The organism is Leifsonia sp. PARNA 1/14 (assembly GCF_055720965.1).
In genome coordinates this window covers 44,960-58,610 of sequence record NZ_JBVQSP010000002.1, presented here as the reverse complement: position 1 = coordinate 58,610, position 13,651 = coordinate 44,960, and the positions used below count along the sequence as shown (strand labels likewise).

Sequence of the window (13,651 nt, the reverse complement as noted above, 5' to 3'; positions counted from 1 at the left end):
GAACGGTTCTGAGAAAGAGGTGAAGTGTGCGGAGTGCGGCGGTGGGTCGGCCGCGTCAGCGGCGGCGACCGGACGGGGGCGCTGTGCGGGACGGGCCCGTGCGGGATGGGGCCGGACCGGACGGATCTGCGATCGAAGGATCGGCCTCCACCACCCGCTCGAGCAGCGCGATCAGCTGATCCTGCTCGTCGGCGTCGAGGGCGTCGAACAGCTTGCGCTGCTCGGTGGCCATCGACTCGTCGAACCCGGCGACGACCCGCGCGCCGTCCGCGGTGACGCGGACGATCTTGATCCGGGCGTCGTTCGGCGACGACGTGCGGGTGACGTAGCCGCGCTCCTCCAGCCCCTGCAGGAGGCTGGTGACGCTGGCGGCGGTGGTGCCGGACATCTCGGCCAGCTCGCGGGCGATCACGTCGCGATGCTGGTTCTGCTCGAGGTAGCCGAGCGTGAACGCCTGCTGACGGGTGAGCCCGCTGTCGCGCACCCACTCCTCGGCCGCCGCGCGCCCCGCGAAGGCGACGCTGCGGACGAGCTCGGTCAACCGGTCGATCCTCGATGTCATAGTTAGAACTCTAATAGTTAGAGTTCAAACTGTCAACATCCCGATCATGGCCGGCTGTGCAGCATCAGCCGCGCGAACATGTCCTCGATGACCAGCCGTCCGTCCAGCGCGGTGCAGGTGCGGTGCCGTTCGCTCGACGGAAGTCGTGCGTAGGTCGTCGTCGCGTCGCCCAACGCGCTCAGGATCAGGGGACAGGAATCGCCGAGCGGCCACGTCGGCAGGAGGTCCACGCCCTCGGGGATGTCGAGGTCGCGGTAACGCTCCCAGAGCCACTGGCCCACCGGACCCGACCCGGTCAGGCGGTACTCGAGCTCCGCCACGGAGAGCGCGATCGACCGGTACACCTCCAGTGGGAACTGCACGATCTCGAGCTCGGCCAGGGAGAACACGAACCGGTGCGCCTCCGGGTCGGTGTCGCGGTTGTACTCGAAGGCACCGGCTTCGAGCGCTCCGCCGACCCAGAGGAGGGCGACGCGATCGATGATCTCGGGGGCAGCGCTCAGCGCGCCCGCGATGTTCGTCAGAGGCCCCCCAGAGATCAGGAGCAGCTTCTCATCGCGCGGCTGGGTGGCGGTCTCGATGATGAGCTCTTCGGCCGCGGTCAGGTCCGCGCCCGGAGCGAACCCCGCATCGCGCCCGGCGGCGAAGCGAGGAGCCGTCGCCGGCGAGACGAGCGTCGCCAGCTCGCGTGCGAGCAGAGCGCCCTTCGCCGCCGTCCCTGTGGGGTCTTCGAAGAAGGCGTTGAGCGCCGAACTCGTCACGGCCACGACCTCGTCGCTCGGCGAGAGGAGGTGGTGCGCCAGGGCGGCGAGCCCGTCGGGGTCGCCCGCCCAGTCGTTGTCGATCAGCAGGTCATGTCGCCGTCTGAGCTGCCAGGTCATCTCTGTTCTCCCTTACGTCGGTCACGCCGGTCGATCGCGGAGGCTGAGGGAGCGGAGCTCCCGCCAGGTCTCTCGTCGTCGGGCCTGCTCGTCCGGGTCGGGCACCGGCGACGCGGCCATGAGCACGCGGGTGTACTGCTCCCGCGGGTTGCGGATGACGTCAGCCGTGACGCCCTCCTCGACGACCTTTCCCCGGTACAGGACGACCACACGCTGCGCCAGGAATTCGACGACGGCCATGTCGTGGGCGATGAACAAGTAGCCCAGGTCCGCTCGCTCGCGCAGGGAAGCGAGGAGGTTGAGGACTTGCGCCTGCGTCGACAGGTCGAGGGCGCTGACCGCCTCGTCGCAGACGACGAGTCGTGGATCGGTGATGAGGGCGCGGGCGATCGCGATGCGCTGCCGCTGCCCTCCCGAGAACTCGCGCGGGTAGCGGGCGTGTGAGGCGGCCGGGAGGCCGACCGCGTCCAGCACGGCCGCGACTCGCGCGGACCTGTCCGCTTTCGGTGTGCCGGCCACGCGCAAGGGCTCGACGATCGCCTGCCCGATGGTCTGCCGTGGATCGAGAGAGGAATAGGGATCCTGGAAGACCGCTCGCAGGTCGCCGCGCAACGCGCGGCGCTGAGCTGCCGTGGCGCGCGTGACGTCATGCCCGTCGAACAGGATCTGCCCGCTGGTGACAGGGATCAGGCCGAGGATCGCTCGGCCGATCGTGGTCTTACCCGACCCCGACTCGCCGATCAGTCCGAGCGTCTCGCCCTGGGCGATCGTGAAGGAGACATCGTCGACCGCCGGCGTGCTGTTCCTGCCATAGCGGACGACGAGGTTCCTGACCTCCAGCAGGGGGTGGTCATGCGCGGTCGTCGTTGCGACGAGCGGCTCCGCCTGGATGCTCATGCTGCGCCCTCCGTTCGTGTCGGCGCGAGCCAGACGTCCTGCCGGCCGCGGACCTCGTCCCGCCGGATGCAGCGGACCGCCCCACCGCCCTCGGCCCGGGGCTCCAGCGGGATGGCGGTTCTGCACTCGGCCCTGGCGAATCGGCATCTATCGGCGAACCGGCACCCGGTCGGCCACTGGGCGGGAGCGGGGACCTGGCCCGGGATCGACGCCAGCCGGGTCGTGTCCTCACGTGTCACCGCTGCGTGCGGGTCGGCGGCCAGCAGAGCCATGGTGTACGGGTGTTCTGGTTCGAGGAGCACTTCCCGGACAGATCCCGACTCCACGATCTGGCCCGCGTACATGACCGAGACCTCGTCGCAGAGATCGGCGACGACCCCGAGGTCGTGTGTGACCAGGATGACGGACATGTCGCGCTCGGCCACGAGTCCGCGGAGGAGCGCGAGGATCTCTGCCTGGACGGTGACGTCGAGGGCGGTGGTTGGCTCGTCCGCGATCAGCAGCTTGGGGCGGCCGGCCAGCGCGAGCGAGATCGCCACCCGCTGCGCCATCCCGCCGGAGATCTGATGCGGGTAGCTCTTCAGCACCCGGGGCACGTCGAGGATGCCGACGTCGGTCAGCAGCTGGGCCGCGATCCGCTTGGCCTCCGCCTTGCCCACGCCACGCAGACGCTTGATGGCGACCGTCAGCTGCCAGCCCACCGTGAACATCGGGTCGAGCGCCCGGGTGGGCTCCTGCGAGATGAACGCGATCTCATGACCGCGCACCCGCTGGAGCACCTTCTCGTCCGCGCGGGCGAGATCGAGGCCGCCCCAGCGGATGGAGCCGGATCGGACGGACAGCCCCGGTGCCAGGAGGCCGAGGATGGAGTAGGAGGTCACGCTCTTACCGCATCCCGACTCGCCCACGAGCCCGACGACGGTGCCGGGCCGGACGTGCAGCGAGACTCCGGTCACGAGCGCCGCGCCGTCGTCCACACCGATCACGAGGTCGGTGACGATGAGCTCACCATCGGCCGCGGGCGGCGAGGCCGGGCCGCGCTCGGGCGTATCGGCCGCACCCGAGCCGTGGCCGAGGTCGATGATGGGGGCGACCGGCGCGGTGGCGATGATCGCCTCCGACGGCGCGAGTGCCGAGGCTTCCTCCAGGTCCTGGGAGGACGGCGCACTGGGCGCGAGGCTCCTCCTGCGCCGCAGGGAGATGAGGGAGGGCGGAGTCGATGCGCCGCCGCCGAGCGTGTCCGCGAGAGTGTTCGCTGCGATGAGTGTGAGGGCGAGGATGCCACCCGTGGGAATCATCATCCACGGGTCTTGGAAGAGGTATTTCGACGCTGTCTGGATCATCCCGCCCCAGGTCGGCGCAGGGGGCTGCGGTCCGAGCCCGATGAATGCGAGTCCGGCCTGGAGGCCGATCGCGACGCCGAAGAGGAGCACGAACTGCACGATGATCGTCGACGACATGTTGGGCAGGACGTGGCGGATGCTGGCGCTCATCGGCTTGACGCCGTCGATCGCCGCGGCCTCCACGTAGAGCTGCTGGTGCAGGGACTTGGACTGGCCGAAGAAGACCTTGTAGAGAGCGCCGAAGAGGATGACGCCGAAGATGCCCATAACTACGGGCATGTTGGTGCCGACTGCGGCGATGACCGCGAGGATGATCACCGTTCCCGGCAGCGACAGGACGATCTCGGCGACCCGGTTGGTCACGCCTTCGACGCGCACGCGCCGCGACGCCCACAGCGTGATCGGAATGGAGATCGCGATGGCGACGATCGGCGTGATCAGCGCGACGAGCAGCGTCGGTGCAGTGGCGGTCACGAGGCGGGAGAGGATGTCGCGGCCGAGTTCGTCCGTCCCGAGGAGGTGGGCGAACGACGGGCCCTGGAGGACGGCGCTCAGGTCCTGCTGGAGGGGGCCGTAACGCAGCCAGAGCGGTGAGGTCAGCGAAGCGAGGACGAGGACGATCAGCCAGAGGCTCGCGACGACCGCCCACGGCGAGCGGAGGATGCGGCGCCCGAGTCGGCGCTCCGTACGACGGGGGAGGGCGATGGCCGTGGTGGAGGGTGTCATGATGCACGCAGCTTCGGGTCGAGGGCGCGGGTGAGGAGTTCGAGGACGAGGTTCACGACGACCACGACGAGCGTCGCGACGAGGACCAGAGCCTGGACGAACGGGAGGTCGGCGGATCCGACAGCCGACTGCATGGCCTGGCCCATACCGGGCAGGGCGAAGAGGACTTCGATCACGGCCGACCCGCCGAAGAGCACGATGAACATGATCCCGATGTTGGCGAGGATCGGCAGGCTCGCACCGCGCAGCGCGTGCACGTAGATGATCCGGTTGGTGGGGGTGCCGAGCGCCCGGAGGCTGCGCATGTGCTCCTGCGTCAGCACGTCGGACATCGACGCGCGCGTCTGCCGGGCGATGCCGGCGAGCGAGGTGATCGCGATGGTGAGCACCGGGAGCACGAGAGACCGCGCCCAGGCGCTCGGATTCACCGAGAAGGGGACGAACCCGGTGGCGGGGAGGATCCGGAGCTGCACGGCGAAGACGAAGACCAGGAGCACTCCCACCCAGAAGGGCGGAACCGAGAGCAGCACACCGGAGACGGTCGTGATGCCGCGGTCCACGGATCCGCGACGGACTGCCGCCAGCACGCCGAGGACGATGCCCGCGGTGCAGGCGAGGAGCGTGCCGAACACCGCCAGGGCAGCTGTGACCGGCAGCCGCTTGGCGATGTCGTCGCCGATGTCACGACCGTCGATGAGCGAAGTGCCCAGGTTGCCGTGGAGGACCTGGCCGAGCCACGTGACGTACTGCACGGGCCACGGGTCGTACCAGCCGGCCTTGACGTTGTACGCATGGATCTGGGCGTTCGTGCCGGTGTTCCCGAGGGCGACGCCGCCGGGAGTGGAACCGGAGAGGTGGACGAGCACGAACGCGATGGCGGTCGCCACCAGCAGGGTGAGGATCGCGAAGGCGATGCGCTTGAGTACGAAGAGGATCATCGTTGGCTCCTCGGAGCCCTGGTGCCGTCCGAGGCGGACGGCACCAGGGCCGCGATCAGGATGCGGGCGTCAGCGACGCCAGGAGGGGGAAGGTGTCGGCGCCCGGGAAGGTGGGCGTCTTCAGCTTGTTCTTGTCGTAGGCCCACGGCGCGAGCTGTTCGAACAGCGGGATCAGCCAGCCCGACTCGACGATCGACTTGTTCAGCTCCTGCAGAGCGGCCGCCTGCTTCTTCTGGTCGGTGCCCGCAGAACCCAAGGCGCCCATCGCCGCCTGGATCTGATCGTTCTTCGCGTTGTGCGCGTTCGCGAAGCCGAAGAGGGCACCGAAGACATTCCCAGCGGGGTTCGTCCACGTCATCGCGATCGGGCCGCCGATGGGCGTGTTCTTGACCGCCGCGAAGGTCTCCTCGGTCGAAGCCGAGTTCTTCAGGTTGACCGTCACGCCGATCGCCTTCCAGTACGGCTGGATGGCCTCCAGATCGCGCTGGCTGCCCGCGCCGATCACGAAGTCGAACGAGAAGCCGTTCGGATATCCCGCTTCGGCCAGGAGCTTCTTGGCCTCCTTCGGGTCGTATGCGTAGTCCTTCTCGAGCGAGGGGATGTAGCCGGCGCTGTCCTTGGGGAGCGCGTTCGCCGTCGGGACGTCGCCCTTGTGCACAGCCTTCACGTAGGCGTTGCGGTCGATGGCGATCGAAAGGGCCTTCCATACCCGGGGGTCGCCCCACTGCGGCGCCAGCGTGCCGTTCTTGTCGAACGGCAGGAGGTTCATGATGGTGCCGCCATTGGCGACGAGCCCGACGCCGGCGGACTTGACCTGGTCCTGGGTGTCCGCGGTGATGAAGGCGGTGTCGACCTCACCGGAGATGGCGGCGTTCACACGCGCCTGCGGGTCCAGGATGATCTTGAACTCGTAGGAGTCGAACGGGTACGACTTGGCGGCCGCGGCGCCCTTCTTCTTCACCAGGACGTAGGTGTTGCCCTTCACGGACTTGCTCGCGTTGAGCTCGAGAGGGCCGGAGCCATCGGGGGCCTTGTCCAGGCTGCTCCGGTCGGCGGCAGCCTTTGCGCCGACGATGACGCCGGCAGGGAACACCAGGTTGGCGTCGAAACCGGGCTGCGGGGCGGCGAAGCTGATCGTGACGGTGTGGTCGTCGACGACGGCCACATCCGTGATCTCCGTCGACCCTCCCTTGGCGAAGCCGCTGTAGGCGGAGAGGTTCGGGTTGTCGCGCGCGTCCAGGTTCTGCTTGACGAGCTCGGCGGACACCTTGCTGCCATCGCTGAACGTCGCGTTCGTGTCCAGCGTGAGCGTCAGCTTCGTGTTGTCGGCGTTGTACGACTCCTTCGTCGCGAGGTCGGGAACGACTTTGCCCGACTGGTCGAGCTTGAAGAGCGAGTCGTACATGCCCTCGAAGAACATGCGCTGGCCGGCGCCGTACCGCAGCGGGTCGTAGCCCAGAGGCGACTGGTCGGAGTCGAGCCCGATCACGAGCTTCGAGGTGTCGACGTGACCTCCGGCGGAAGACGAGCCGGAGCAGGCGGTGAGTGTCAGTGCGGCGACGGTCACAGCCGCTGTGACCGCGAGGACGCGGGAGGTGATTCGGGACAAGGTGATCTCCAATGATCGGTGCTGCTAGGTGGGGGCTTGCTGGCGAACCGTGGTGCGGGGGTTATGGCGCGGGTCAGTCGTCGAGGAAGTTGTAGTCCGGCCGGAACACCGTGCCGTACAGCTCGCCGGCCGCGCGCATCTGGTCGAACGATGGCGCATAGAACTCCGACGGCTGCGGGATGCCCGGCTTGGTGGTCGGGGTGCCCATCGCGTGGAAGAAGCGGGCGAAGCCTCCCGTGCTCACACCGAGCACGCGCGCCGTCGACTCGATGCGGAAGGCGTGAATGGTGCCCTTCGGCACGTAGCCGAAGGCGCCGGTCTGCAGGACGCGGTCCTCCTTGAAGCCCTTCTCGTCATCCATCCACAGGTGCACGGCTCCGTCGATGATGAAGAAGATCTCGTGCGTGTAGGGGTGGATGTGCGCCGGGATGATGTCGCCGGCGTTCCCCTCCGTGGTGAAGACGTCGTACTGGCCTTCGGTCTCGTCGCCGGTCAGCAGCACGGTGAAGAGCGTGTCGAACACCACGCTCTTCTCGCCCTCCCCGTTGTCGAGGAAGAACGGTTCGGGGGTGCCGGGCAGGATGCCGGCGTGCGGGTGGCGACCGGGCTTGGTGGTCTCGTCCAGTGACATCAGGTCAATCTCCTCATCGAGTTGCGTTCTCAGCAGAATGAGCGCTCGCAGAGGGGAAAAGCCAGTACGTCTTCCCTACCCAGCGATAGGCGCGGCCTCATGAACGCGTTCGCGACGGGAGGAGGGATGTTCTTCTAGGAGGTCATCCGACAGCGCGTGCCTCGGTCTCGACGACCTCCACGAAGGCGGCGACGACGGGTTCGCGGCGCCGGCGTGTGCACAGCAGGATCGTCGCCGGCTCGATGTCGCTGATCGGTACGAACGCGAGTTCGGCCCGGCGGTAATGGGTGGCCGCCGACGCCGCGGCGATGTTCACGCCCATGCCGGCTCCGACCAGCGCCAGGATGCCGTCGATGTCCTGCGCGACGGGGCCGACGCGCGGGTGGCTCCCGTCGGGCCGCGGGTCCACGAGCCACCACGCGACCGCCCGCGGGTCCCCTCCGGACACGGCGATGAACGTCTCGTCCCTGGTCTCGTCGATGCCGATGCTCTCCCGCTCCGCGAGGGGATGGTCGGCCGGTGTCACCAGCACCCGCGGCTCGGTCCACAGCGGCGTGGCGGTGATCGCCTCCTCGTCGATCGTGAGCGGCGCGGGAGCGAACACCGCGTCCACCCGGCCTGCGACGAGCTCGGCCTGCGGGTCGAAGAAGCCGACCTTGCGCATCTCGAGCCGGACGCCGGGGATGCGTTGCACGGCGCTGGCGATGGCGCGAGACGTGAGCGGTCCGGCGCCGGCGGCGACCACACCGATTCGCAGCACGGGTGCAGGCGTGCTGTGCCGTTCGTCGATCCAGTCGATGACGTCGCGGTGCGCATCGACGGCGCGGCGTGCGTGGGGCAGCAGCTGCTCGCCCGCCTCGGTGAGCCGCACCGCTCGGTGGGCGCGATCGAACAGCGGTTCCCCCACGGTCGACTCCAGCCGGGAGATCTGCTGGCTGAGCGACGGCGGGGCGATGTTGAGCCGGGTAGCGGCCGCGGTGAAGTGGAGCTCCTCCGCGAGGACGCAGAAGTAGCGCAGGGTGTGGATGGGCACGTCCATGGGGAGTCCTGTCGACGGGATCGGCACTGATCGTTAGGCACACACTAATCCCGGATATGAGGACGCGCCTATCGGTGAGTAGGGAAGACGTACTGGCTTTCCGGCCTGCGAGCGCTCAGGCTGCTGAGGACCCGACTCGACGAGGAGAGCGCCCCGATGCCGCTGGACCACACCATGAATCCCGAACCGCCGACCGTGGTCGCCCGGCACGTGTTCTCCGACGGAGGGTCAGAGCTCGACCTGCACCTCCCCCCGACGGCGGGCCCGCTCGGCTCGCCGCCTCCGTTGGTGGTCTTCGTGCACGGCGGCGGCTGGCGGGCGGGGGATCGCGAGACGTTCGTTCCCACGATGCGCGACGCCCCGACTCCGTTCGAGCGCATAGCGTCGGCCGGCCTGGCCGTCGCCTCGGTCGACTACCGGCTGAGCGGAGAGGCGGTCTTCCCCGCGCAGGTGGAGGACGTGCGCACTGCGCTGGGATGGTTGCGGGCGCACGCCGACGAGCTCGGCGTCGACGCCTCCCGGGTCGCGCTCTGGGGCGAGTCCGCGGGAGCGACGCTCGCCGCTCTCGTCGCGCTCGAGCCGGGCTCCGGCGTGAGCGGGCTGGTCGACTGGTACGGGCCGTCCGACCTGGAGGCACTCGCCTCGGCGCTCGGGCAGTCCGACGACCCGACGTCCCGGGAGGCCGGCTGGCTCGGGCACACGGTCGCTGCCGACCCCGCCCGAGTGCGCGCCGCGAGTCCCCGGCACCAGGTGCGGCCGGGCGCGCCCCCGACGCTGATCGCCCACGGGCTCGCCGACGAGGCGGTGCCGCACTCGCAGAGCGAGCTGTTCGCGGCGACGCTCACCGGGGTCGGCGCGTCGGTCGAGCTCACGCTCGTGCCCGGCGCGGGGCACCTCTGGCAGGGCGACGTGGACCGCGACGCACTTCTGGAGGCGGCGATCGCCTTCTGCGCGCGCGTGCTCCGATGACCGCCCGCGCCTCGATCGCTGTCAGGCCGAGCGCAGCCGCAGGGAGATGTCGCCGGCGGTCGCCCGCGCCTGCTCCAGCAGGGGACCGCGCAGGGAGGCCAGGTCGTGCCGGGTGGTGTTGACCGCGATGTTGATCGCCGCCGCCGGCCGGGCGTCGCGCCCGAACACGGGCACCGAGACCGAGCGCAGGCCGGGGGCGACCTCCTCGTCCTGCAGGGCGTAGCCCTGCTGGCGGATGGTCGCGAGCCGTGCCTCCAACTCGCTCACCGAGTGCGCGGCGTTGGGCCCGCCGCCCGCGAAGTCGGCGTCTGCGTACAGCTCGCGCAGCTCCGCTGTGTCGAGGTACGAGAGCAGCAGCTTGCCCATCGACGTGAAGGCGGCGGGCAGCGTCGAGCCCACCTGGATGTTCGCTGTCACGAGGTCGGTGTTGCGGATGCGCGCCAGGTACAGCACCTGGTCGCGCAGCAGCACTCCCAGGTTGACGGTCTCGCCGGTCGTCTCGGCGAGCTGCCGCAGCGGCTGCTCGCTCAGCTGCACGAGGCTGGAGCCGCGGAGCGCGGCCGAGCCGAGGGTGAGCACCGCGACCCCGGGCTGGATGGCGCCGTCGGCGGACCGCTCGAGGTAGCCGCCCTCCTCGAGGGTCGCCACGACGCGGAACGCGGTCGGCATCGGGATGCCGGTGCGATCGCTGATGTCGCGGAGCTTCAGCGAGGTGGTCGTCTCGTCGAACAGGCTCAGCACATCCAGCCCCTTGGCGAGGGCCTCGATGCGATAGCGGTTGCCGGCGGGGGCTTTCATGGAGTGAAACCGTATCTCAGGGGATCGGGCGATGCAAACCGGGCCTCGTCAGTCGGCACGGAAGATCCGCAGTTGCAGGGCGAGCATTCCGTAATAGCCGACGAGCGTGCTGAGTTCGAAGACGCCGGCGCCGCCGATCGCCGCTTCGGCCTCCCGCCAGCCTCCGTCGTCGAGGTCGCCGGCGAGCAGCGCGACGGTCGTGCGCGCGACCAGGCCTTCCGCCCCGGCGAACCCCTCGATGCGGCCCGAACGCAGCGCCTCCAGCTCGCCGTCGGCGAGGCCGGAGGCCCGGGCCACGCCCTCGTGCGCCTCCCGCTCGAAGGCGCTGCGCCAGTGGGCTGCGACCAGGAGGATCGCGATCTCGCGGGCACGGTCGGGCAGTGCGCCCCGATATCGGAGGGCCGACCCGAGGTTCTGCACGGCGTCGCCGAGGGCGGGCGCGAGCAGGAACGCGTTGAACGGCCCGCGCAGCGCGCCCTCGGCCGTCGTGAGTGCGAAGTGCTGCGGACCCTGCGCGCGCTGTCCTCCGGCGATGCGCGCGTAGAGCGCCGTCTGGTCGCCATCGAGCTGCGCCGGCACGAGGGCGGGAATGCGAGCCATCACAGTTTTCCGATCAACGAAAGTGAGTTTTGAAGAATGAATGATGTCATTGTACTCCGTGAGGCCGGTTTCGACTTCGGGCTGCGCTTCTACCGCCCGCAGGAACCGTCGGGCGCTGCCGTCGTCTGGTTGCACGGCGGTGCGTTCATGTTCGGCGATCTGGACATGCCGGAGGCGCACGGGGTGGCGACCGAGCTCGCCGCGAACGGCGTCACCGTCGCCTCCGTCGACTACACGCTCGCGTCCCTGGAGGGCGCGGCGGGACTCCCTGGGCCGGAGGAGTTCGACGGGCTGGACGAGGTCGCGGGCCTGCCTGATCCGGCCGAGGTCTTCCGGGCGAGAGACGACCCGCGCGCACCCTTCCCCGTCGCCTCGCTGCAGACGGTCGCCGCCTTCGACCGGGTGGTGGCGCAGGCCGGCGAACTCGGCGTCGACCCGGCCCGCATCGCGCTCGGCGGGGCGAGCGCGGGCGGCAACCTCGCCGCCGGCGCGGCACTGCGGCTCCGCGACCGAGGGGAGGCGGCACCCTGCGCACTGCTGCTGGCGTACCCCGTGCTCCACGCCGACCTCCCGACACCGGATGCCTCGCTGCTGGCGGCGCTGGTCGGCGTGCCGGCGGCGCTGACGTTCCCGCCCGAGGCCACGGCGGCCATCGCCGCCAACTATCTCGGCGGCGCCGACCCGACCGACCCGTACGCGTTCCCGGCGGGCGGCGGACTGGCAGGCCTCCCGCCGACGCTGCTGTTGACGGCCGAGCGGGATCGGCTGCGGAGTTCGGCGGAGGTCTTCGCGGGCGAGTTGATCGCCGCCGGTGTCGACACCACGGTCATCCGCGCGCCTGGCGCGCTGCACGGCTTCCTCAACGAGCCGGGCCACCCGGCTGCCGTCGCCGCTCTGGCCGCGATGCTCCGACAGCTCGGGTGAGGCGCGCCGTGTTTGACAGCGCCGATCGACCGGCGTAAATTCATCTCACGAAAGCCACTTTCATCAAATGAAGTGCGCTACGAGACACACGAAGAAGTGAGGAGGTCGCGATGACGATCCAGACCATCACGGGCGAGATCCCGGCGCGCGCCGATTGGCTCGGCCTCGACGGCGCGCGCGTCGTCATCGCCGGCGCCGGCGGCATCGGCACCACCTGCGCGGTGCGGTTCCTCGACGCCGGCGCGAACGTGCTCATCGTCGACCGTGACGAGCGCCGCCTCCGCGAGCTCGACTCCGACCCGGCCTTCGGAGGCCGGGGCGGACGCACGCTCGCCACCGACCTCACCGCGCACGGCGCTGCGGCGGCGGTCGTCGAGCACGCGATCGAGACCCTCGGCGGTCTCGACGTCGTCCTCCACAGCGTCGGCATCAACGACCGCCGCCCGCTGCTCGAGTTCAGCGCGGACGAGTGGCAACGCATCATCGACGTCAACCTGACCACCCTCTTCGCGCTCGGCCAGGCCGCAGGCCGCCGGATGACGGAGCAGGGCCACGGGCGCATCGTCGCGCTGTCGAGCGTCTCCGGCCTGCTCGCGCACGAGAACCACGGGCCGTACGCCGCCTCCAAGGGAGGCATCAACCAACTCATCCGCGTGATGGCGCGCGAGTGGGCGAAGGACGGCGTGACCGTCAACGCCGTGGCACCGGGATACGTCGAGACGCCGCTGACCAGCGGTCACCTCTCCGAGCACGGCAACCGCGAGAAGCTCGAGCGCCAGGTGCCGGCCGGACGCCTCGGCACGCCCGACGAGATCGCCGGCCCCGTGCTCTTCCTCGCCTCCCGACAGGCCGGCTTCATCACCGGCCACGTGCTCTACATCGACGGCGGCCGCACGCTCGTCTGAGCGGTAGCCCACGGAAAGGACATCGAATGAACGCACAGATCTTCCCCCGCTTCGCCGGGCAGACCGTGCTCGTCACCGGGGCCGGCACCGGCTTCGGCGCCGAGATCGCCGTGCGCGCCGCCCAGGAGGGCGCGCGCGTCGGCGTGCACTACAACCGGTCGGAGGCCGGGGCCCGCCGCACGGCCGAGCGCATCGAGGCGCTCGGCGGCGAAGCGTTCGTCGTGCAGGCCGACATCTCCGACTGGGAGGAGGTCAAGCGGCTGCGCGACGAGGTGTTCGAGACGGTCGGCACTCTCGACGTGCTCGTCAACAACGTCGGCGACGTGGCCACCGACCTGATGTCGTGGCGCGACCTCACCCCCGAGACGCTCGACCGGGTGGTCGACGTCGACGTCAAGGGCACGCTGACGATGGTGCACGAGTTCGGCGGCCGGATGGTCGAGCAGGGCCACGGCGCGATCGTCAATATCGGCTCGACCGTGATCGTTCGCGGCAGCGCCCGAGCCCCCGTCTACGCCGCGGGCAAGTACGCCCTCCTCGGTATCACCAAGTCGTACGCGGCCGCGCTCGCGCCGGCCGTGCGGGTGAACATCTTCGCGCCCGGGTTCATGGAGACCGAGGCGACCCTCGCGCGCCCCGACTGGCAGGGCGGCCGCCGCGAGAAGCTCATCTCGCAGACGCCGCTCGGCACGATCCCGGCCCCCGAGGTCGTGGCCGGCACCGCGCTCTTCCTCGCCAGCGATGACGCCTCCCACATCACCGGCGCCTACATGCTCGCCGACGGCGGCTTCAACATGGTCGGCGCCTGATCCGCCGGCCCTCCTCCAGA

General features: G+C 70.0%; 14 protein-coding genes. 4 read left to right on the top strand and 10 right to left on the bottom strand.

Annotation, left to right across the window (positions count from 1 at the left end):
* Positions 1-55: 55 nt before the first annotated feature.
* The 8 genes from AC0HS0_RS05290 to AC0HS0_RS05255 form a co-directional block, all read right to left on the bottom strand.
* Positions 56-562, bottom strand: a complete 507-nt coding sequence (locus AC0HS0_RS05290) for a MarR family winged helix-turn-helix transcriptional regulator (protein WP_472962238.1) — start codon at positions 560-562, stop codon at positions 56-58.
* A gap of 44 nt (positions 563-606) precedes the next feature.
* A complete protein-coding gene (locus AC0HS0_RS05285; protein ID WP_472962237.1) occupies positions 607-1,443 on the bottom strand; it encodes a nucleoside hydrolase in 837 nt (278 codons plus the stop codon).
* 21 nt (positions 1,444-1,464) lie between these two features.
* Positions 1,465-2,340 carry an ATP-binding cassette domain-containing protein gene (locus tag AC0HS0_RS05280; protein ID WP_472962235.1) on the bottom strand — a complete coding sequence of 292 codons (876 nt, stop codon included), beginning with the start codon at positions 2,338-2,340 and terminating at the stop codon, positions 1,465-1,467.
* A complete protein-coding gene (locus AC0HS0_RS05275) occupies positions 2,337-4,409 on the bottom strand; it encodes a dipeptide/oligopeptide/nickel ABC transporter permease/ATP-binding protein (protein WP_472962233.1) in 2,073 nt (690 codons plus the stop codon). The genes AC0HS0_RS05280 and AC0HS0_RS05275 overlap by 4 nt, the downstream gene beginning before the upstream one ends.
* Entirely contained in the window at positions 4,406-5,347 is a 942-nt protein-coding gene (locus AC0HS0_RS05270) for an ABC transporter permease (RefSeq protein WP_472962231.1), read from the bottom strand. Before AC0HS0_RS05270 ends, AC0HS0_RS05275 begins: the two co-directional genes overlap by 4 nt.
* 55 nt (positions 5,348-5,402) lie before the next feature.
* The gene (locus tag AC0HS0_RS05265) at positions 5,403-6,956 is read right to left on the bottom strand and encodes an ABC transporter substrate-binding protein (RefSeq protein WP_472962229.1); all 1,554 of its coding nucleotides are present in this window, start codon (positions 6,954-6,956) and stop codon (positions 5,403-5,405) included.
* 73 nt (positions 6,957-7,029) lie between these two features.
* A complete protein-coding gene (locus AC0HS0_RS05260) occupies positions 7,030-7,587 on the bottom strand; it encodes a quercetin 2,3-dioxygenase (RefSeq protein WP_472962226.1) in 558 nt (185 codons plus the stop codon).
* 142 nt (positions 7,588-7,729) lie between these two features.
* On the bottom strand, positions 7,730-8,626 hold the full coding sequence (locus AC0HS0_RS05255; protein WP_472962224.1) for a LysR family transcriptional regulator: 897 nt from the start codon (positions 8,624-8,626) through the stop codon (positions 7,730-7,732).
* A 156-nt stretch (positions 8,627-8,782) separates the two neighbouring features.
* On the opposite strand from AC0HS0_RS05255, the gene AC0HS0_RS05250 reads away from it, so the two are divergent.
* Entirely contained in the window at positions 8,783-9,595 is an 813-nt protein-coding gene (locus AC0HS0_RS05250; RefSeq protein WP_472962222.1) for an alpha/beta hydrolase fold domain-containing protein, read from the top strand.
* A 21-nt stretch (positions 9,596-9,616) separates the two neighbouring features.
* Here the strand turns inward: AC0HS0_RS05250 and AC0HS0_RS05245 are convergent, their stop codons facing one another.
* Both AC0HS0_RS05245 and AC0HS0_RS05240 read right to left on the bottom strand, forming a co-directional pair.
* Positions 9,617-10,393 carry an IclR family transcriptional regulator gene (locus tag AC0HS0_RS05245; RefSeq protein ID WP_472962221.1) on the bottom strand — a complete coding sequence of 259 codons (777 nt, stop codon included), beginning with the start codon at positions 10,391-10,393 and terminating at the stop codon, positions 9,617-9,619.
* Between the two features lie 48 nt (positions 10,394-10,441).
* On the bottom strand, positions 10,442-10,993 hold the full coding sequence (locus AC0HS0_RS05240; protein ID WP_472962219.1) for a carboxymuconolactone decarboxylase family protein: 552 nt from the start codon (positions 10,991-10,993) through the stop codon (positions 10,442-10,444).
* A gap of 36 nt (positions 10,994-11,029) precedes the next feature.
* On the opposite strand from AC0HS0_RS05240, the gene AC0HS0_RS05235 reads away from it, so the two are divergent.
* The 3 genes from AC0HS0_RS05235 to AC0HS0_RS05225 all read left to right on the top strand — a co-directional run bounded on the left by AC0HS0_RS05235 (position 11,030) and on the right by AC0HS0_RS05225 (position 13,631).
* Positions 11,030-11,917 (top strand): alpha/beta hydrolase fold domain-containing protein, encoded by an 888-nt coding sequence (locus tag AC0HS0_RS05235; RefSeq protein ID WP_472962217.1) that lies wholly within the window; start codon positions 11,030-11,032, stop codon positions 11,915-11,917.
* A 110-nt stretch (positions 11,918-12,027) separates the two neighbouring features.
* Positions 12,028-12,822 carry an SDR family NAD(P)-dependent oxidoreductase gene (locus AC0HS0_RS05230; RefSeq protein ID WP_472962215.1) on the top strand — a complete coding sequence of 265 codons (795 nt, stop codon included), beginning with the start codon at positions 12,028-12,030 and terminating at the stop codon, positions 12,820-12,822.
* Positions 12,823-12,848: 26 nt separating this feature from the next.
* Complete coding sequence (locus AC0HS0_RS05225; protein ID WP_472962213.1) at positions 12,849-13,631, top strand: SDR family NAD(P)-dependent oxidoreductase; 783 nt, start codon at positions 12,849-12,851, stop codon at positions 13,629-13,631.
* The last annotated feature ends 20 nt before the right edge of the window (positions 13,632-13,651 follow it).